This window comes from Microbacterium sp. ISL-59, from assembly GCF_018613945.1.
Taxonomy (GTDB): domain Bacteria; phylum Actinomycetota; class Actinomycetes; order Actinomycetales; family Microbacteriaceae; genus Microbacterium; species Microbacterium oxydans_B.
This window is the reverse complement of the sequence record NZ_JAGGPG010000004.1, coordinates 320,491-338,724: the sequence shown is the minus strand read 5'-3', so window position 1 is coordinate 338,724 and position 18,234 is coordinate 320,491. Positions and strand designations below refer to the sequence as shown.

General features: G+C 69.8%; 18 protein-coding genes. 6 read left to right on the top strand and 12 right to left on the bottom strand.

Annotation, left to right across the window (positions count from 1 at the left end; genetic code table 11):
• Positions 1-261 precede the first annotated feature (261 nt).
• Together J7E45_RS15160 and J7E45_RS15155 are read left to right on the top strand one after the other, a co-directional pair.
• Entirely contained in the window at positions 262-1,188 is a 927-nt protein-coding gene (locus J7E45_RS15160) for a hypothetical protein (protein ID WP_215070395.1), read from the top strand.
• Positions 1,189-1,197: 9 nt separating this feature from the next.
• The gene (locus J7E45_RS15155) at positions 1,198-1,497 is read left to right on the top strand and encodes a DUF4229 domain-containing protein (RefSeq protein WP_091029369.1); all 300 of its coding nucleotides are present in this window, start codon (positions 1,198-1,200) and stop codon (positions 1,495-1,497) included.
• A 15-nt stretch (positions 1,498-1,512) separates the two neighbouring features.
• Here J7E45_RS15155 and J7E45_RS15150 read toward each other — a convergent pair whose 3' ends face one another.
• From J7E45_RS15150 to J7E45_RS15140, 3 genes are all read right to left on the bottom strand, one after another.
• Entirely contained in the window at positions 1,513-2,487 is a 975-nt protein-coding gene (locus tag J7E45_RS15150; protein WP_215070393.1) for a 1,4-dihydroxy-2-naphthoate polyprenyltransferase, read from the bottom strand.
• 51 nt (positions 2,488-2,538) lie between these two features.
• Entirely contained in the window at positions 2,539-2,829 is a 291-nt protein-coding gene (locus J7E45_RS15145; RefSeq protein WP_091029363.1) for a DUF4287 domain-containing protein, read from the bottom strand.
• Positions 2,830-2,932: 103 nt separating this feature from the next.
• Positions 2,933-3,391 carry an Lrp/AsnC family transcriptional regulator gene (locus J7E45_RS15140; RefSeq protein ID WP_091029359.1) on the bottom strand — a complete coding sequence of 153 codons (459 nt, stop codon included), beginning with the start codon at positions 3,389-3,391 and terminating at the stop codon, positions 2,933-2,935.
• 72 nt (positions 3,392-3,463) lie between these two features.
• On the opposite strand from J7E45_RS15140, the gene J7E45_RS15135 reads away from it, so the two are divergent.
• Together J7E45_RS15135 and J7E45_RS15130 are read left to right on the top strand one after the other, a co-directional pair.
• Positions 3,464-4,903 (top strand): DUF6421 family protein, encoded by a 1,440-nt coding sequence (locus J7E45_RS15135; RefSeq protein WP_215070391.1) that lies wholly within the window; start codon positions 3,464-3,466, stop codon positions 4,901-4,903.
• Between the two features lie 131 nt (positions 4,904-5,034).
• Positions 5,035-5,694, top strand: a complete 660-nt coding sequence (locus tag J7E45_RS15130) for an SDR family oxidoreductase (RefSeq protein WP_215070389.1) — start codon at positions 5,035-5,037, stop codon at positions 5,692-5,694.
• A gap of 9 nt (positions 5,695-5,703) precedes the next feature.
• Here the strand turns inward: J7E45_RS15130 and J7E45_RS15125 are convergent, their stop codons facing one another.
• Positions 5,704-7,152 carry an MFS transporter gene (locus J7E45_RS15125; protein ID WP_215070387.1) on the bottom strand — a complete coding sequence of 483 codons (1,449 nt, stop codon included), beginning with the start codon at positions 7,150-7,152 and terminating at the stop codon, positions 5,704-5,706.
• Positions 7,153-7,236: 84 nt separating this feature from the next.
• Here J7E45_RS15125 and J7E45_RS15120 point away from each other — a divergent pair, with 84 nt between their 5' ends.
• Entirely contained in the window at positions 7,237-8,304 is a 1,068-nt protein-coding gene (locus J7E45_RS15120; RefSeq protein WP_215070385.1) for a low specificity L-threonine aldolase, read from the top strand.
• 21 nt (positions 8,305-8,325) lie between these two features.
• Here J7E45_RS15120 and J7E45_RS15115 read toward each other — a convergent pair whose 3' ends face one another.
• The 7 genes from J7E45_RS15115 to J7E45_RS15085 all read right to left on the bottom strand — a co-directional run bounded on the left by J7E45_RS15115 (position 8,326) and on the right by J7E45_RS15085 (position 15,679).
• On the bottom strand, positions 8,326-9,048 hold the full coding sequence (locus tag J7E45_RS15115) for a FadR/GntR family transcriptional regulator (RefSeq protein WP_091029342.1): 723 nt from the start codon (positions 9,046-9,048) through the stop codon (positions 8,326-8,328).
• Between the two features lie 14 nt (positions 9,049-9,062).
• Positions 9,063-10,505: an aldehyde dehydrogenase gene (locus tag J7E45_RS15110; protein WP_091029339.1), complete on the bottom strand. Its 1,443-nt coding sequence runs from the start codon at positions 10,503-10,505 to the stop codon at positions 9,063-9,065.
• Position 10,506: 1 nt separating this feature from the next.
• The gene (locus J7E45_RS15105; protein ID WP_215070383.1) at positions 10,507-11,880 is read right to left on the bottom strand and encodes a glutamine synthetase family protein; all 1,374 of its coding nucleotides are present in this window, start codon (positions 11,878-11,880) and stop codon (positions 10,507-10,509) included.
• Positions 11,877-12,641, bottom strand: coding sequence for an SDR family NAD(P)-dependent oxidoreductase (locus tag J7E45_RS15100; protein ID WP_167634474.1), 765 nt, complete (start codon positions 12,639-12,641; stop codon positions 11,877-11,879). The genes J7E45_RS15105 and J7E45_RS15100 overlap by 4 nt, the downstream gene beginning before the upstream one ends.
• Before the next feature lie 23 nt (positions 12,642-12,664).
• Positions 12,665-13,435, bottom strand: coding sequence for a gamma-glutamyl-gamma-aminobutyrate hydrolase family protein (locus J7E45_RS15095; RefSeq protein ID WP_091029326.1), 771 nt, complete (start codon positions 13,433-13,435; stop codon positions 12,665-12,667).
• 30 nt (positions 13,436-13,465) lie between these two features.
• A complete protein-coding gene (locus J7E45_RS15090) occupies positions 13,466-14,950 on the bottom strand; it encodes an APC family permease (protein ID WP_091029325.1) in 1,485 nt (494 codons plus the stop codon).
• 123 nt (positions 14,951-15,073) lie between these two features.
• Positions 15,074-15,679, bottom strand: a complete 606-nt coding sequence (locus tag J7E45_RS15085) for an NUDIX hydrolase family protein (protein WP_091029320.1) — start codon at positions 15,677-15,679, stop codon at positions 15,074-15,076.
• Positions 15,680-15,751: 72 nt separating this feature from the next.
• Between J7E45_RS15085 and J7E45_RS15080 the strand changes: the two genes are divergently transcribed.
• Positions 15,752-16,408 carry an alpha/beta hydrolase-fold protein gene (locus tag J7E45_RS15080; protein WP_308162148.1) on the top strand — a complete coding sequence of 219 codons (657 nt, stop codon included), beginning with the start codon at positions 15,752-15,754 and terminating at the stop codon, positions 16,406-16,408.
• Between the two features lie 70 nt (positions 16,409-16,478).
• Here the strand turns inward: J7E45_RS15080 and J7E45_RS15075 are convergent, their stop codons facing one another.
• The gene (locus tag J7E45_RS15075) at positions 16,479-18,233 is read right to left on the bottom strand and encodes a siderophore-interacting protein (protein WP_215070378.1); all 1,755 of its coding nucleotides are present in this window, start codon (positions 18,231-18,233) and stop codon (positions 16,479-16,481) included.
• Position 18,234: the final 1 nt, after the last annotated feature.

The following is an 18,234-nucleotide window of genomic DNA, read 5'->3' as shown; positions in this document are numbered from 1 at the left end:
CCCAGTGCTACGCACTGCCGAACGCGAGGCGTTCGGAGAGCGGGGCCACCGATGATGGCCCCGCCCGCCTCGTGCCCTGCTGACCCCCATCAGCCGGACCCGGGACGTTCCGTGTCGTCGCGCTCCCTCCCCCTAGAGATCAACGCGACGACACGTAACATGATACATGTCGCATTTCGTGAAGCTGTACATCGGCCGAGATCCGACGCACGGTTCGTTGTCGAGTTCGCGACGACGCCTTCGATCGGCCACGATGGGAGCATGCTCTGGCCGTTCGGATCGACGTGGCGTCCGGTGCGGCAGAAGCAGCGCGACACCCTGGATCTGCGCTGGCTGACCGCCCGGACCTGGACTCGACGCTGGTACCCGCAGGGCATCGATCTCGGCGAGTGGCGCGGGCGGCGCACCGTGGCGGTGAGTTGGTTCCGGCAGCAGCTCGACGGCGTGCACCTCGCCTCCCGCGTGACGTTCGTCGATCTCGAGCGCTCCCGCCATCTCGACGTTCTGCTCGCCATCGCCGACGACGACGGAGAGCTGCAGCCGGCTCCGATCCATGCCGGGGGCCTCGCCTGGTTCGACGACCGGCTGTTCGTCGCGGCGACCGGACGCGGTATCTGGGAGTTCGATCTCGCGGATGTGCGGACGGTCCGCGGTGCCACCGCTCAGCGCATCGCCGGCAGGCAGCCTCGGCGCGGTCGCACCACGGCGCTCGTCGCCGTCCGCACGCGCGTGCACCCCGTCGCGCTGCGCTGCTCGTATCTGGGTCGAGTGTTCGACGAGGACGGCACTCCCCTCCGGCGTGTCCTCATCGGCGAGCACCGCACCGACGACCGCGGCCGGATCGGCGAGTTCTCGATCCCGGAGGACGCCGACGGCCGGTTCACGGAGGAGCACGTCTTCAGCCCCGGCATCCCCCGCATGCAGGGCGCCGTGCGGTGGGGAGACCGCCACTTCGTCTCACAGTCCGACGGCCTGCGCCCCGGTGCGCTGTGGAGCGGGCCGCGGTCGGCGCTGGAGCGGGATGACATGCCCCTCCCGGTCGGCTGCGAAGACCTGGCGCTCGACATCGACGCCAAGCTGCTGTGGTCACTCGGGGAGCACCCGTGGCATCGGGTGGTGCGCGGCATCCCGTTCGCTCGGCTCGGCATCGAGGGCACCGGCGCCGAGCCACCCCCGCGGCGAACGTAGACTGGAAGGGTGAAGAAGCCCGCGCCTTTCCTCGTCTACACCGTGCTGCGGCTGCTGGCGTTCCTCGTCCCGCTCGCCATCCTCTGGTTCTTCTTCCCGATCTTCCGCGAGTACTGGTGGCTCGCCGCGATCTTCGCCGCGCTCATCGGCATGAGCATCTCGATGCTGTTCCTGCGCACGCCGCTCACCGATGCTTCGGCCCGACTCGCGGAGCGCCGCGAGAGCCGGTCGTCCGGCAGCCAGGCCGATGCGGACGCCGAGGACCAGGCGATCGACGCGAACGAGCCCACCGACGACCCGAGGGCCTGACCGCCGCGCTGGCGCTCAGCCGACGAAGGCCCAGAACAGGGCGCCGGCGTACAGCAGTGATGTCAGTGACGTCAGGGCGAGTGCGGTCACCAGCTCCCTCGGCTGCCGGTACGCCCAGACGATCACGATGGCAGGAAGCCCGGCCAGCAGCGCGAGAAGCGAGATCCACGCGATCGGGAACAGCAGCGCGAGGGACACGGCGATGCCGAACGGCGCCAGGACGAACAGGGTGAACAGCACCTGAGTGGCCCGGCGCCCGATCAGAACGGTGAGCGTGCGCTTGCTGACCTCGCGGTCCTGGTCGATGTCACGCAGGTTGTTGGCGAGCAGCACGGCGCAGGCGAACAGGCCGGCCGCGATGGCTCCGAGCCACGCCTGCAGCGGCAGCTCGAACACTTGCACCCAGGTGGTGCCGAGCGTGGCGACGAGCCCGAAGAACACGAACACGAAGACCTCGCCGAGGCCGTAGTACCCGTATGGCCGCTTGCCGCCCGTGTAGAACCATGCCGCGACGATGCACGCCGCACCGACCGCCAGCATCCACCACTGCTCGGTGCGCACGACGATCGCGAGCCCGACGACCGCGGCGAGGGCGAAGAAGATCAGGCCGATGATCAGGACGGTGCGTGGCTTCACCCGCCCGGATGCCGTCAGGCGCGCGGGCCCGACGCGGTGCGCGTCGGTGCCGCGGACGCCGTCGCTGTAGTCGTTCGTGAAGTTCACGCCGATCTGCAGCAACACCGCGACGGCGAGGCACGCGAGCGCGATCACCCAGTGGAACTCGGGTCCGGTGCTGCGCGCCGCACCGGTGCCGATGATCACCGGGGCGATCGCGAGCGGGAGGGTGCGCAGCCGCGCGGCCCCGATCCAATCGGACGCGGTGACCGGGCCCGCCTCGACGACCGGACGCCGCGCCGGGTTGCCGCTGGTGCGGGCCGGGGCGTGCTTCGCGGTCCGACTCTTCTTCTTGCGCTGGGAGGATGCTGCCACGCAGGGAATCCTACTGGCCGGGGCGATGCCCGACCTCAGCGGGACGACGGATCAGGGATTCGGGTTGCTGTCCTTGCCGTCGAGCCAGAGCGTGTCGGAGGCGTCGCCGTGGGCACCGCCCGTACCGACGTGCTTGCTGCTGATCTGCGGGCCCTTGGTGATCACATGCACGAGGGCCATCGCGTGCCCCTGCCCCAGCGCGTAGTCCTCCTTGAGCCACGCGACGATGGGAGCGGCCTTCGTCGTCTGGTCGAAACCCTTCTCGGTCGCGAGCTCGATGAACTGTCGCGGGGTCAGCCCCGTCTTGGTCTCGATGTTGTCGAGGTATGCCTGGAAGGACATGGTGCTCCTGGTGCTCAGTCCTCGTAGAGGAACAGGGGTGGCCGGGGATCTGCCCGAAACCTAGCACCGCACCCCGACATCGCGGGAGGCCTTGTCCTTCGTTCTACTCGGCCGAGCCGACCGGGATGATCGGCCGGTGCTCGTAGTAGGTCTGCAGCACCACGGTGGTGCGGGTGCTGACGTTGGCGGCGAGCCGCACGTCGCGCACGAGCTCCTCCAGCGCGCGCGGAGACGGGACCCGCACGAACAGCATGTAGCTCGCGTCGCCGGCGATGGAGTGGCAGGCCTCGATCGCGTCGAGGTGCTCCAGCAGCTCGGGGGCGTTGTCGGGCTGGGCGGGGTCGAGCGGAGTGATCTCGATGAACGCCGAGAGCGGGGTGCCCACCTGCTCGGGGTCGAGGATCGCCTGATATCCGGCGATGACACCCCTCGTCTCGAGTCGTCGCAGCCGCGACTGGACGGCCGAGACCGAGAGCCCGACGGCATCCGACAGCTGGGAGAGCGTGGCGCGCCCGTCACGGGAGATCGCGGTCAGGATTGCACGGTCGACAGAATCATCCATGGCTGTAAGATTATCGTGAGTATTCCGTTTATACCGGAATCTTTCCGTTGAAAACTCCGATCGGAGGTCCCGATGTCCCTTCTTTCCGCCAACAGTTCCGCTGTCCAGGCCATCGTCGGCGAACCCGAGGTCGTCGAGGACGCGTCGACCGCCGAGCAGTCCGCCGCCTGGGCCCAGCTCAAGGACGCCGCGATCGCGATCCGCGAGATGCAGATCAAGGACGGCTCGATCCCGGATGCCGCGCACCACGCCGCGGCCCGCGAGCTCGTCGGCGCGATCACAACCGCGATCCGCGCCCTCGCCCCCGCCTTCCCGCACGACGCCGATTACCTCGCCGCTTCCGTGGTCGACTTCGACCGCTGGGCATCCGAAGACTTCGGCGTGCCGGACTTCCTCGACTCGCTGATGGCCTTCCAGCCGCAGCAGACCCGCGTCGACGGCATCCGTCACCTGGTCGTGTTCCCGATGTACACGCAGAACGGCTCGAGCGACCGCCTGGTGGAGGCGCTGATCGTCGAGACGATCTGGCCGGAGTTCATCGCCGCCCTCGAGGCCGGCGACTACGGCAACAAGCTGTTCGTCTCACTGCGCCTCGTCGACTTCACGCCCGGCTACGACACGAACTCGGCTGTGCTCTTCCCCGAGACCGTCGCGATGCGCGAGATCCCGACCTTCACGTGGGGCGCGATCTTCCAGGACCGCGAGGCCGCTCGCTACCGTCGCGTCACCCGTGCTGCTGCCGAGATCACCAACCTCGACCTGCCCGAGCGGGCCGCCGCGATGCTCGACGACCAGCAGGTGGCCGAGAAGACCTTCGTCATGTGGGACATCATCCACGACCGCACCCACATGCGCGGCGATCTGCCGTTCGACCCGTTCATGATCAAGCAGCGGATGCCGTTCTTCCTCTATTCGCTCGAGGAGATGCGCTGCGACATGACGGCGTTCCGCGAGTCGGTGAAGATCGAGCGCGCCCTCGCGGCCCGCATCGACGCCGGTGAGGAGCTCACCGAGACCGAGCAGGAGATGCACGACTACGCGAACCTCGTGCAGTACGCGGTGATCTTCGACCGCATCTTCCGCTTCTCGATCACCGGCACCCGCACGCGCAACTACGACGCGGTGGGCGGACAGCTGCTGTTCGCGTGGCTGCACCAGCGCGGCGTGCTGCACTGGACCGACACCGCTCTCACCTTCGACTGGGAGGCCGTGCCGGACGCCGTCGTGGCGCTCGGCGACGCGATCGACGACCTGTACTGGCACTCGATCGACCGCCCCAAGGTCGCGCACTGGCTCGCCGCCTACGACCTCGTCCGCGGCACGCTCACCCCGCATCCGGCCTCGCAGTGGGCCCGCGGGCTGTCGGACGAGATCCTCGCCGGGGCGCCGAAGGGCTACACGGATGCCGTGATGGACGACGAGTTCCCGTTGTCGATGTTCTTCGAGACCCTTCACAAGAAGATGAAGCCCGTCATCGAATCGACCGTGGGCATCCGCGGCACGGACGACTGATGACCACGCGCGCATAGCGCGCGTTCCGAGTGTGACGCTGGGGCGCACCGCGCTGCGGCCGGAACCTGTTCTGCGGATATCTCCGCGGGTTCCGGCCGCAGAAGCCCCTCCGAACCGGAAGAGTGAGCGACATGGATGAACTCATCGACTCGAGACTGTCCGGCCGCACGGTGGTGCTCGCCGGAGCGACCAGTGCGGCGGGGCGGGCGGTGGCACACGCCCTGCACAGCGCGGGGGCACGCGTGATCGCGACCGGCCGTACCCCCGAAGGGCTGCAGCCGTTGGCGGATGCGGGCGCGGAGGTCTTCCTCGCGGATGCGACCTCGCTCGACGAGATGACGGCTCTGGCGGCGCAGATCGGCTCCGTCGACGCGGTGGTCCCCCTCGTCGGGGGTTGGCGCGGGGGCGGCGGCCTCGCCGGGCAGTCCGACGAAGACTTCGCCGCACTGCTGCCCGCGCTCGAGGCAGTTCGCGCGACGAGCCGGGCGTTCGACGCGGCACTGCGTGCGTCGGGGGCGGGTCGGTTCGCGATCGTGTCGTCGACGGCGGTCGCGCGGCCCCTCGCCGGCGGGGCGAACTACGCCGCGGTGAAGGCGGCGAGCGAGGCCTGGACCCGGGCCGTCGCCCAGGGGTACGCGAAGTCCGCACGCGATTCCGGCGAGCAGCTGCGCACGGCATCCGTCGTGTTCCGGGCCAAGTCACTCGATCCCGACGTCTTGGCCGCACGGATCCTCACCCTCTGGGACACCGACGCCACCGCCCTCAACGACCGGGTGTTCGACCTCGACTGAGCCCGACGCTCAGCGGGACTCGGGCGGCATTCCCGGCACGATGGGCGGGGCATCGGCATGCCGTCGCTCGCCCGCCCGCTCCTCTTGCGCGCCCGCCTCGACCCCCTGCTCGCCCCCGTCGGTATCTCCGTGGTCGATCTCCTGCTCCGGCGCCTCGGCGTAGAGCTCGGTGAGCTTGCGGTACGAACGGGTGAAGAAGGCCAGCGTCGCGGCCACCACCATGATGAGCCCCGCGAACAGGCAGATCAGTGCGATGCCTCGAGCCTCACCCTCGCCGAGAAGCCAGCCCCACCTCTGTTGCCCCTCGCGGGTGTTCATGTACGGGATGATCAGGAACTCGGCGATCGGGGCGATCAGGAACGCCGTGATCGGGGCCGCCGCCGCCTCCATCGCCGCGGCCACGCCGAACACGCGCCCCTGCCGTTCGTACGGCACGACCTTCTGGATGATGGTCTGCTCCGCCGCCTCGACCGGCGGCACCAGCGCCATGTACGCCCACATGCCGATCACGTACAGCGGCCACCACTCGCGCAGCATGAACACCGAGCCCAGCAGCCCCATGGCGATCACGACGAGCAGCATCGTGCGCATGGGCTTGGGGCCGAGCCCGAACTTCGCCACCAGGCCACCGCCGACCAGGAAGCCGGTGGAGGCGAATGCCAGGGCGAAGCCCCAGGTCTGCGCGTCGAAGAGCGTCAGCCCGTAGGGATCCATGAGCGCCATGTAGACGCCGCCGATGAGGTTGTTGAAGGTCGAGAAGATGATCAGCGCGAACAGGCCGGGAGCGAGTCGGATCGCCCGCACGCTGCCGCGGAAGTCGAGTGCGCTCGATGCGTCGGGGTCGGGCTCAGGCGTCCCCTCGGGGATGCGGATGAACAGCAGATGCGCGAACGTGAGTGCCATGGCGGCGATCGCGATCGCGAGGGTCCAGCCCATGCCGAGGAACCCGATCGACAGCCCCGAGAACACGCTCGTGACGAGGAAGGCGATGCCCTGCACGGTGCCGACGAGTCCGTTGGCGTTCGCGCGCTTTTCTTCGGGGATCAGCAGCGTCACGGTCGTGGACAGGGCGATGTTGCGCAACTGCTCGATCACGCCGCCGAACAGGATCACCCCGGAGAACAGCCAGAACCACGGGCCGCCCAGATCGAGCAGCGCGGCCTCGGGCTGCCAGAGATAGAGCAACCCGGCCACCAGGAAGGCGGCGGCGGAGATGACACTGGAGATCACCATGACGGTGTGCTTGCGATTGCGATCGACGATCGTGCCGAACGCCATCGCGAAGAACGCGACGAACAGCATGTACGCCCCGCCGATGATGCCCGTGGCCAGTACGGACTGCGTCTCGATGTACACCCAGAAGGTGAGCGCGAACCAGAGGAAGCTCGTCGTCACGTTGGCGATGAGCGTGTTGACGAGGACGTTGCCGAATGCCCGAGTGGCGGCGGTGCGCTCCATGGCTATGAGGGTAGATCCGGCATCCGACATCCGGAAGACCCTCCGCCGGACCGCGAGGGCGATGCAGACAATTAGGCTGGGTCGGTGAGCATCCAGCATGACCCCGCGATCCGGGGCTTCGCCAGTGACAACTACTCCGGCATCCACCCCGAGGTCCTCGCGGCCATCGCGGCGGCGAACGGCGGACACCAGAGCGCCTACGGCGAGGATGCGTACACCGCGCGCCTGCAGGAGGTCTTCCAGGCGCACTTCGGCGAGGGCGTCGAGGCGTTCCCCGTGTTCAACGGCACGGGTGCGAACGTCACCGGCCTGCAGTCGATGCTGCCCCGCTGGGGCGCGGTGATCGCGGCATCCACCGCGCACATCAACGTCGACGAGGCAGCGGCACCCGAGAAGATCGGCGGCTTCAAGCTGCTGACGGTCCCCACCGACGACGGCAAGCTCACCACCGAACTCATCGATCGCGAGGCCTGGGGCTGGGGCGACGAGCACCGCGCGCAGCCACTGGTGGTCTCGATCACCCAGTCGACCGAGCTCGGCACGCTGTACACGGCCGACGAGATCCGCACGATCGCCGACCATGCGCACGAGCGCGGCATGAAGCTGCACCTCGACGGTGCGCGCCTGTCGAACGCCGCCGCCGCCCTCGACCTGCCGCTGCGTGCGTTCACCCGCGACGCCGGCGTCGACGTGCTCACCTTCGGCGGCACCAAGAACGGCGCGATGCTCGGCGAGGCGATCGTGGTGCTGAACCCCGACGCGGCCGACGGCCTGAAGTACTCGCGCAAGTTCAACATGCAGCTGTCGTCGAAGATGCGGTTCGTCTCGGCGCAGCTGATCGCGCTGCTCGAGGGCGACCTGTGGCTGCGCAACGCGAAGCACGCGAACGCCATGGCCGCGCGTCTGCGTTCCGAGATCGAGGCCGGCATCGCCGACGGATCCATCCAGGGCGTCGACTTCACGCAGCCGACCCAGTCCAACGGTGTCTTCGCGATCCTGCCCGACGGCGTCGCCGACCAGCTTCGCGACTCGTTCCGCTTCTACGACTGGGATGCCGCGCGCAAGGAAGTGCGCTGGATGTGCGGCTTCGACACCGAAGAGGCCGACGTCGACGCGTTCGTCGCCGAGCTCTCCCGCCTCACCACGCGCTGACCTGCCCGAGCCCCTCGGGCGTCAGGATTCGACGACGCGCGTGAATTCCTCGCGCGTGGTGAGCAGGTGCGCGCGCATCGCGGCATCCGCGGCCTCGGCGTCGCCCCGACGCACCGCGTCGAGGATCTGCTCGTGCGCCTGCCAACTCGATTCCTTCACGAAGTCGAAGCTCATCAGGTCGACGGGCTCGAACATGCGAACCCTCGCCTCCTCGACCGCATCACGGACGAAGGAGTTGCCGGATGCCTCGGCGAGGGCGATGTGGAAGTCGGTGTCGGCGATGCGGGACTCGGCCTTCGTGCCGGCGGCGGCGAGATCGCGCTGCGCCAGCGCCATCGCCTCCAGGTCGGCGTCACTGCGGCGGTTCGCAGCCAGCGCCGCCCCACCGGACTCGACGATCGAGCGGAACTCGGTGAGCTCGCCGATCTCGGCCGAACGCGTGCGCACCTCCTCGCGGATGAGCCGCGGGTCGAGGGCGGCATCCTGCACGAACGCCCCACCGGACGCACCGCGCGAGATCACGATCTGCCCGCTGCCCTCGAGGATCCGCAAGGCTTGACGCAGGGTCTCGCGCGAGACGCCGAGCTGCTCCGCGAGCCGACGCTCCGGCGGGAGCCGATCGCCGGGGCGGATGCGGCCGAGCGCCATCTCGCGCCGCAGGAACCCGGCGACCGCCTGATAGCCGGAGACCGGCTGCAGCGCGGCACGGGAGAAGTCGTGCGGCGCGTCGTCACGCTCGCTCATCCGTGCTCCTCCGATCAGAGGGGCAGACCCGGGCGGTCGGAGCCCACGATCTGCTTCCCCACGAAGAAGTCAAGCACATCGGCGTCTCCGTGCCCTCCCAGCCCGCTCGCACCGAAGAAGCTCTGCGACGACTCCGGCGACATGTCGAGCACGCTCGTGCCGTTGACCTTGACCTCGCCCGCGACGAGCCGTGTGCCGAGTGCGGCCGCTGCGTGCTCGTCGGCGCCGAACACGTAGCCGGCGAGTCCGACCTGCCCGGTGTTCGCGAGGGCCACCGCCTCGTCCTCGTCGGCATAGCCGCCCACGAGCAGCAGGGGTCCGAAGACCTCGTCCGCGAGGCCGGGACCGTCGAGCACCGCCACCGTCGGCTCGAAGAACCATCCCTGTGCGGGCACCTGCGTGACGCGCAGCAGCTCGGCACCGGCCTGCGCCAGCCGCTCCCGCTGCTCGGCGAGCTCGTCGCGGCGCCCGGCGAACGCGACCGGCCCTACCTCGGTCGCATCGTCCAGGCTCGACCCGATCGCCCGGCGGCCGAACTCGGCGATCAGGAGACCTGCCAACTCGTCCCGGCGCGCACGGTCGATGAGCACCCGGCGGGGTGCCTCGCACCACTGGCCCGACAGCTTCAGCACACCATCGGTCAGCGCCTTCGCCGCCTGCTCCAGGTCGGCATCGGGGCGGACGATCGCGGCGTTGTTCGAGCCCAGCTCCAGCTGCAGTCTCGCGAAGCGCGGAGCGGCCGTCGCGGCGATCGCGCGCCCGGTCGGCGTCGAACCGGTCATCGAGATGGCAGCGATGCGCTCGTCGGCGACGAGACTGCGTCCGACGCCCCCGCTGCCCTGCACGAGACCCACCACCCCGTCGGGGATGCCGACCGCGTGCATACCCTCCAGCAGCAGCTGCGCACTCCACGGCGAGAACGAGGAGGGCTTGAGCACGACCGTCGCACCGGCGGCGAGCGCGAACGCCGTCTTCTTCACCGCCATGGCCGACGGGGCGTTCCACGGCAGGATCAGCGCGGTGGGACCCCAGGGCACTCGATACAGTCGCACGGGTCCGTGCTCGGCGGCGAGCGCCCGCGAGTCGCCGACCGCGACCGCGCGCCGGGCGGCATCCCGCAGGGTCGCGCCGTTCGCCCCGCCGAACAGCCGCGTGACGGAGATCGGCACGCCGCTGTTGAGTGCGTCGAGACGCGCGACTTCCTCGGCCCGCTCGTCGAGCCAGTCGGCGAGCGCTTCCAGCTTCTGCGCGCGGCGCTCGGGGGCGAGGCCGCGCCAGCGCCCGTCGTCGTGCGCCTGCTGCGCCGCGGTCACGGCGCGGCCGACCTGGTCGAGTGAGCTCGACGCGGAGGCGACCAGGGCCTCCCCCGTGTTCGGGTCGTGCAGCCAGGTGCCGTCGCTCTCGGGGCTGTCCTCGGCGACGCCGGCGATCCAGGTGCGCAGGGCGGGGTACGTCATGTCAGATCCGATCGAAGTAGCGGTGCAGGTCCCAGTCGGTGACGCGGGCCATGAACGTCGTCCACTCGTGGTCGAGCAGCACCTGCTGGTGCGAGATCAGCTCGGGAGTGAGCAGCTCCTGCACGAGCGGGCTCTCGCCGAACAGGATGCTCGCCTGACGAGGATCCGCGGGCATGGCCCCGTCGGCGGGAAGGTCGTAGGCGCTTCCGACCACGGCGTCGCCCAGCACGGTGTCCTTCTCCATGCCGTCGCGCGCCGACGCCAGGACCCCGGTGAGGGTGAAGTACGGGTTCGTGTCGGCGCCGGGCAGGCGGAACTCGAAGCGCAGCGCCTGCGGCGAGTGCCCCACCACGCGCACCGTCGTGGTGCGGTTGTCGAAGCCCCAGGTCTGCCCGCTCCCCGCCACGTCGGACGAGTTGCTGCGGCGGTAGGAGTTGACGGTCGGCGCGTACCAGGCCATCAGCGCGGGTGCGTGTTCGAGCGCGCCGGCGATCGCCGACCGCATCCGTCCGCTGAGGCGATCGGAAGCCGACTCGTCCCAGAACACCGCCGTGCCCTCCTGGTCGACGAACGAGACATGCACGTGACAGGAGGATCCGGGCTGGTCATTGAGCGGCCGCGCCATGAACGTCGCCGACATGCCGGCGCGAGCGGCGGTGTCGCGCACCGCCAGCTTGTAGAGCGCGTGCCGATCGGCCATCTCCAGCGGGTCGCCGTATTCGAAGGTCATCTCCCACTGCCCGAGTCCCCATTCGCTCTGCGCGGCCTCGACGAGGATGCCGCTGGCGCGGAGGTCGGCGCGCAGCTTCTGGAAGAAGGGCTCGTAGAGATTGCCCTCGTGGATCATGAAGTCCGACGGCGTGAGGGTGGTCGGGTCGAGGTCACGGAATCCCGAGCGGCGCAGCTCCCTGGGGTCGTTGCGGAACAGATAGAACTCCAGCTCCGTCCCCGCGAGCGGGGTGAGCCCGAGCTCCCGGATGCGAGCGAGCTCCTGCTTCAGCAGCACGCGGGGCGAGAGCGGCATCGGTTCGTGCGTGTGCACGTCGACCGGGTCGGCGAGGCAGATGGCCACACCCTCGAGCCAGGCCGCAGGGCGGAGGGTCTCGAGGTCGGGGATCAGCGTCACGTCGGGGACGCCGTTGTGCATGCCGCACAGCGCGAACTTGTTCGCATCGATCAGTTCGAGGCCCTGGTCGATGTCCCACGCCCAGGCACAGGTGCAGATGTCGACACCGTTCTCCACGACGCGGCCGAAGCCCTCGACCGGGATGCGGCGGCCGACGAGTCGACCCTGCAGGTCGGGCGTCGCGACGATCACGGTGCGGATGCCGGCAGCCTCCAGCTCGTCCGGAGCCAGGCGCACGTCGTCGATCATCGCGTCAGCCACCCTCCGTCGACGGGGAGCTGGATGCCGTCGATCCAGGACGCCTCGTCGCTGAGCAGCCAGGAGACCGCGGAGGCGATGTCGGCGGGCACGCCCACCCGCGGCACCAGGAGGCGTTGCTTCATGAACTCCAGAGCCTCGGGGCTCGTGACGCTCTCGTAGTCGAAGAAGTCCGTCGCGATGGGGCCGGGCGCCACGCAGTTGACGCGGATGTTCTTCGCCGCGAGCTCGACCGCGAGCGCCTTCGTGAGCATCGGCACGCCGCCCTTGCTCGCGTTGTAGTGAGGCTGCGCGGTGCCGGTGCTCGTCACGACGACGAGGGCCTCGACGGTCGACAGGTTCACGATCGCCCCGCCGCCGGACTCGGCGATGAGCGGGGCGGCCTCCTGCGCGACGAGGAACTGTCCCTTGAGGTTGATGTCGAAGACGAAGTCCCATGCCTCCTCGGTGAGGGTCTCGAACGAGTGCTCGGTGACGACCCCGGCGTTGTTCACCAGGAGGTGCAGCGCCCCCCACGCCGCACGGGCGACGTCGACCGCCGCGCGGATCTGCTCCCGCGAGCGCACGTCCACCACGGCCGCGAGGGCGGTGCCGCCTGCCTCCTCGATGAGGCGGACCGTCTCGGCCGCACCATCGGCGGACACGTCGGTCACGAGGATGCGCGCTCCTTCACCGGCGAGCCGGAGGGCCGTCTCCCGCCCGATGCCGGAGCCTGCGCCCGTGATGAGGGCGTTCTTGTCTGCGTGTCGCATTTCTTCTCCTTGTTCGGTGACGCCTAGGCGATGTTCTGTGTGGCGGAGGGGGTGAGCGTCGCACGGGCGGCGGCCTGTGCGACCAGCCACCCGAAGACCGGGTCGGCTCCGAAGGTCTCGGGATGCCACTGCACCCCGATCACCGGAAGACCCTCGAGCTCGATGGCCTCGACGACGCCGTCCGGCGCCCACCCGGTCACCACGACTCCGCGGCCGGGCACATCGACCGCCTGGTGATGGAACGAGTTGACACGGGTCGTCTCGCCATAGAGCGTCTGGGCGACGCTGCCCGGCGCCGTGCGCACCTCGTGCACCCGATGGGCGCGCGGGTAGGCGTAGGAACCGTGCGACTCCCCCTCGCCCGGCGGCAGGTGCGAATGGAGCGTGCCGCCGCGGACGACGTTGAGGAGCTGTGCACCGCGGCAGACTCCGAGCAGCGGGATGCCGCCGCTGATGGCGGCCTCGATCAGCCCGGCTTCGAACGCGTCGCGCTGCGGGTCGATCAGAGGGGTGAACGGTCCCGGGGTCTGCCCGTAGAGGCGAGGATCGACGTCGTCACCGCCCACGATCACGACGCCGTCGAGGCGCTCGACGAGCTCGGCCGGCACGGCATCCATCGGCAGGTGCACCGGCAGCCCGCCGGCGTGCAGCACCGAGGTCGAGTACTCGCTGAGGTAGGCCTCGAGCGGAGCGTCGGCGAAACCGTGCGGAGCGCCGATCGCCGCGCCGCGCAAGCGTCGTCCGGAGATGCCGATCAGGGGTCGGGGCAGGGCGGGGGTGCTGATGATGTCCATCCTTCGGGTGCGGGGCGGGTGTGTCGAGGGTCAGGCGTTCTCGTCGAATCGGCGCACGATCTGGGCGTACGCCTCGGGCGCCTTCGCGCGCATGATCGCGGCCTGCACGAGCCCGATCACCGGGGCGATGACCACGACTCCGACCAGGGTGATGCTGATCGGGCCCCAGGCGGGGTTCCCCTCGGCGTCGACGTCACTCACGAGCAGCGGGAAGTTGGCGGCGATGAGAACGGCGGAAACGGCGAGACCGACGAAGCCCAGAATCGGGGCGATCACGGTGTGCCATGGACTGCGCAGCACCCGGGTGCGGGCGAAGTAGACCACGACCGAGAGGCACGTGACCGCCATCAGGATCACGATCGCGAGCGTCCCGATGCCGGCGAACCAGGAGAAGATGTTCTCCGGCGCGAAGCCGATCAGGGCGAGCACGATGATCGCGATGCCCGAGGTCGCCACCTGCACGATCGAGGCGACGTGCGGCGAACCGTGCTGCGCGTGCACCGTGCCGACGCGGTCGGGCAGCACCCGGGCGTTGGCCATGGCGTGGTGGTAACGGGTCAGCACGTTGTGCAGCGACAGCACCGCGGCGAACATGCTCCCGAGGAACAGCACGGCGACGGCGATCGAGCCGACCGGGCCGAGGTACTGCTCGGTGACACGGGTGATCAGCGTGGTCGGGTCGGCGGCCGCTTCCTCGATGATCGCTCCCTCGCCGACACCCACCACGACGGCCCAGGCGGCGAAGGCGTAGAAGACGCCGATCACGATCGCGGACGCGTAGGTCGCACGGGGGATCGTGCGCTCCGGCGTGCGCACCTCATCGCGGTAGACGACGGTCGACTCGAACCCGATGAAGCTCGCGATCGCGAACATCAGGCCGAGCGCGGGAGCACCGGAGAGGACATTCTGCAGCAGGAACGACCCGAAGGTCACACCCTCCGCGCCGCCGGTGACGAGGATGACGATCCCCAGCAGCACGACGATGCCGATCTCGGCGAGCAGCACGACCACGAGGACGCGGGAGCTGAGCTCGATCTGCCGATAGCCGAGCGCGCCGACGAGCGCCACGGAGGCGAGGGTGAGCAGCCACCACGGGATCTCGGGGCCACCGAGGAGGACGATGCTCGAGCTGATCGTCGCGCCCAGGTAGGAGAACACCGCGATCTGCACGGTCGTGTAGCAGACGAGCGCGAGGTAGGCGGTGGCGAGCCCGGGCGTGCGACCGAGCCCGTGGGTCGCGAACACGAAGAACGATCCTGCTTTGGGGAGGAAGCGGCTCATCGCTGTGAGGCCCACCGAGAACAGCAGCAGGATCACGGTGGCCACGAGGAACATGACCGGGAAGCCGATGCCGTTGCCCACGAGGAAGCCGATGGGCACGAGCCCGCCGACGACCGTGAGCGGGGCTGCTGCCGCGATCACCATGAAGGTGACGGACACCGCCCCGAGGTTCCCGCGGAGATTGCGCTCCTGGGGTGCTGCCGTGCTGCGCGACGTCGTTGTCGAAGCATCCATGTCGAAGCATCCTTTTGCCGATTGGACTAATGGTCTACTTTCTAGCCCATTAGATTCGTCGACGCAAGAGTCACCCTCGGAAAGGCCCAGGGCGGCCGGAGGGAGTGCAGGGTGCGGAGGCGACTAGCGGAGCAGGCCGAGGTAGGCGAGAGCCTGACGGATGAGGGTGCCTCGTCCGTTCTCCATCTCGGCGGCGACCGCATCCGACCCCGCGGCCTCCGGCGAGAACCAGGTGACCTCGAGGGCATCCTGACGCGGCTCGCACGTGCCGGTCACCGGCACGACGAACGCCAGCGACACGGCGTGCTGCCGGTCGTCGTGGAACGCACTCACACCGGGCATCGGGAAGTACTCGGCCACCGTGAACGGCAGCGGCTGCGGTGGCATGATCGGGAACGCCATCGGCCCGAGATCGTTCTCGACGTGCCGGAACAGGGCGTCGCGGATGGTCTCGCCGAAGCGCACGCGACCCGACACGATCGTGCGCGTCATCTCCCCCATCGGGGTGGAACGCAGGAGGATGCCGATCTCGATGACCTGCCCGGAGCCGTCGGTACGCACCGGGATCGCCTCGACGTAGAGCATCGGCAGTCGGCGCCGCGCCTCTTCGAGTTCGAACTCGCTCAGCCAGCCCGGGTTGCCGTCGGGCGCCGGCGGGTTCGAATCCGAGAACGCGCCGAGACCATCGTCTTCGGGCTCCGGATCGGGATCAGGTGTGCGGACCGACATGTGTCCTTTCTACCAGCCGTCTCTCCCGACCGACACCGCGTGCACGTCGGTCGTCCCTGGCAGGATGACGGTGTGAGCGAGAACCTGACGATCGACGACACCGCGACCCGCTGGTCGACCTCCGACCGCGGACGGATGCCGCTGCTGGTGCTGCTGCACGGCTACGGGGCGGATGAGCACGACCTGTTCGGGCTCGTCCCCTACCTCCCCGAGGGCATCGCCGTCGCATCCGTCGCCGCTCCCCTCGCACCACCGTGGCCGATGCCGGGGCGGTCCTGGTACGCGATCGAGGGACTCGACGGACGCAGCCCCGAGGCGGTGACGGTCGCCGCCGAGGCCTTCCTGCGCTGGCTCGACGCCGCGGCAGAAGATGCTCCCTCGGTCGCACTGCTCGGCTTTTCACAGGGCGCGGCGGTGTCGCTGCAGGCTCTCCGACTCGCACCGGAGCGCTTCGGCGCGGTCGCGGCGCTCAGCGGCTACGTGGCATCCGGCGAACTGCCGCACGATGAGGCACTGGCCGAGCTGCGCCCGCCGGTCTTCTGGGGGCGCGGCACGCACGACGACGTCATCCCGCCCGAGCTGGTCGATCACACCGCGCAGTGGCTGCCCGGCCACTCCGACCTGTCCGGCCGGGTCTACACGGGGCTCACGCACAGCATCTCCCAAGAAGAGCTGACCGACGTGCACCGCTTCCTCACGAAGTGGATCGACGGGATCGCGAAGAGCTGAGCCGGTCGGCGTTCGGTGGCGGCACCGCTGCGCACCCTCCGAGGAGCGCGGTGCCGCCGCCGAGACCGTTTCAGGCGCGGACGAGGACGGTCGCCTCGATCCCCCAGCCGAGCGGCTCCGCCCGCTCCCACGTCCATCCCGCCGCCGCGGCCAGTTCGCCGAGCCGCTCGCTGGAGCGGAACGGCGCACCGGTCATCGCGAAGCCGACGACCTGATGCTCCTCGGCGTCGGGGCTGAGCGCATCGGGCCTGCTCGACTCGAGCAGGATCAGGCGCGACGTGTGCGGGGCGAGCTCGTCGAGCAGCGCGACCGCTTCGGCATCGGTGCGATGGGCGAGGGCGAGAGCGGCCACCGCGACATCGACGAGTCGGCCGTCCCAGACGGTCGCGGACCCACCGGCATCTTCGACGATCGCGTCGCGCACCAGGCCGCTCTCGTGGAGCGCGATGTCGATGCCGCCCCGGCCCCCGTCCTCGAAGGCGCCGAGGACCGCAGGAGCACCCGGACCGACGATGAGCAGGTGGGAGACCTCGTCCCACATCGGGTTCGCGACGAAGCCGTCGAGCAGGTACGCGAGTCGGCCGGCATCCTCCACGAGTGTCTCGACGTGCGCGGCATCCGTCTGCGCTTGCGCCGCGAGGGAGTCGCCGTACGCCCGTTGCCAGGGAGACACGCCCTCGCGCAGCGCGTGATCGAGATCGCGCAGCGCCAGCACGGCCTCCGCTTCCAGGCCGTCGAACTCCTCGCGGTGATGCTCCTCGAGCAGCTCCTCCCCGAAGCGGCCGAGGGAGAGAGCGTCGACGTCGCCGGCGATCACCTCGGCCGAGGTGAGGATGCCGCGCAGCGCCTCGAGCGACCTCGGAGCCACCCCGAGCCTCGCGGCGAGCGTCGACAGCGGGAGCGGCCCGTCGGCGAGGGCATCCACCACACCCAGTCGGACGGCCGCTCTGACGACGAGCCACGGCACGGGAGACGCCGGCTCGACCACGGGTGGAATCTCCGGCGCCGACGCGTCGTCCCCCACCGAGACCGTCTCCGCATGCCAGTAGCCGGTGATGTTCAGGCGGTCCTTCGCGAGGCCCCGCTCGCGCTGCAGGTAGCGTCGCACCGGCAGCAGTGCACGACTCTCCGCGGCGGCCCAGGCGTAGCCCTCGCCGTCGGCCGGAAGCGCGAGGTTCCGGACGGCCTCCTCCACCGCCGCCGCGTCGCCGCCGGGTGCCGTCACCCAGGTCACGGTGTCGCCGGGGCGCAGGTTCAGCTCCTGGCGGGCGACGTCGTCCTCGACCAGCAGCAGCACGTGCGCCGCCGCGTCGGTCGGACGCTCGTCGAGGAACCGACCGACCGCGGGCAGGCCCGTCTCGTCGGCGATCAGCGCGATCCAGTCGAGCTCTTCCGGCAGTCGCAGCGACGACTTCGGTCCGACGAAGCAGAGCTCGTCGCCGATCGCGGCCCCCTGCGCCCAGGATGCTGCCGGTCCGTCGCCGTGCAGCACGAAGTCGAGCGCCATCTCGCCGGCCTCGGCATCCACCCAGCGCGGCGTGTAGTCGCGGGCGAGCCGGTTCTCGGCGGCGGTCCATTCGATGCCGTGCGGGAGTTGGATCGGCAGCGCCGAATCGAGGTCGCCGTCTGCGGCGAAGATCAGCTTGATGTGGTCGTCGAATCCCGGGGCCGCGAAGGCCCGGTGGGTGTGCCCGTCGACGACGGTCTCCCCCAGGCCCTCTCCGCCGACGACGATGCGCCGCATCCGAGGAGTGATCTCCTCGATGCGGCGCACGGTCACTCGGCGCACGACCAGCGGATGCGAGGTGAATGCGCGCTGTGCCATC

Bases quoted from the DNA above. Each gene is read 5' to 3' on its own strand.
- J7E45_RS15135 (WP_215070391.1), top strand. From the start codon at position 3,464: ATGTCCCTTCTTTCCGCCAACAGTTCCGCTGTCCAGGCCATCGTCGGC.
- J7E45_RS15100 (WP_167634474.1), bottom strand. From the start codon at position 12,641: ATGCGACACGCAGACAAGAACGCCCTCATCACGGGCGCAGGCTCCGGC.
- J7E45_RS15115 (WP_091029342.1), bottom strand. From the start codon at position 9,048: ATGAGCGAGCGTGACGACGCGCCGCACGACTTCTCCCGTGCCGCGCTG.
- J7E45_RS15095 (WP_091029326.1), bottom strand. From the start codon at position 13,435: ATGGACATCATCAGCACCCCCGCCCTGCCCCGACCCCTGATCGGCATC.
- J7E45_RS15075 (WP_215070378.1), bottom strand. From the start codon at position 18,233: ATGGCACAGCGCGCATTCACCTCGCATCCGCTGGTCGTGCGCCGAGTG.
- J7E45_RS15160 (WP_215070395.1), top strand. From the start codon at position 262: ATGCTCTGGCCGTTCGGATCGACGTGGCGTCCGGTGCGGCAGAAGCAG.
- J7E45_RS15140 (WP_091029359.1), bottom strand. From the start codon at position 3,391: ATGGATGATTCTGTCGACCGTGCAATCCTGACCGCGATCTCCCGTGAC.
- J7E45_RS15090 (WP_091029325.1), bottom strand. From the start codon at position 14,950: ATGGATGCTTCGACAACGACGTCGCGCAGCACGGCAGCACCCCAGGAG.
- J7E45_RS15130 (WP_215070389.1), top strand. From the start codon at position 5,035: ATGGATGAACTCATCGACTCGAGACTGTCCGGCCGCACGGTGGTGCTC.
- J7E45_RS15125 (WP_215070387.1), bottom strand. From the start codon at position 7,152: ATGGAGCGCACCGCCGCCACTCGGGCATTCGGCAACGTCCTCGTCAAC.
- J7E45_RS15105 (WP_215070383.1), bottom strand. From the start codon at position 11,880: ATGATCGACGACGTGCGCCTGGCTCCGGACGAGCTGGAGGCTGCCGGC.
- J7E45_RS15145 (WP_091029363.1), bottom strand. From the start codon at position 2,829: ATGTCCTTCCAGGCATACCTCGACAACATCGAGACCAAGACGGGGCTG.
- J7E45_RS15085 (WP_091029320.1), bottom strand. From the start codon at position 15,679: ATGTCGGTCCGCACACCTGATCCCGATCCGGAGCCCGAAGACGATGGT.
- J7E45_RS15110 (WP_091029339.1), bottom strand. From the start codon at position 10,505: ATGACGTACCCCGCCCTGCGCACCTGGATCGCCGGCGTCGCCGAGGAC.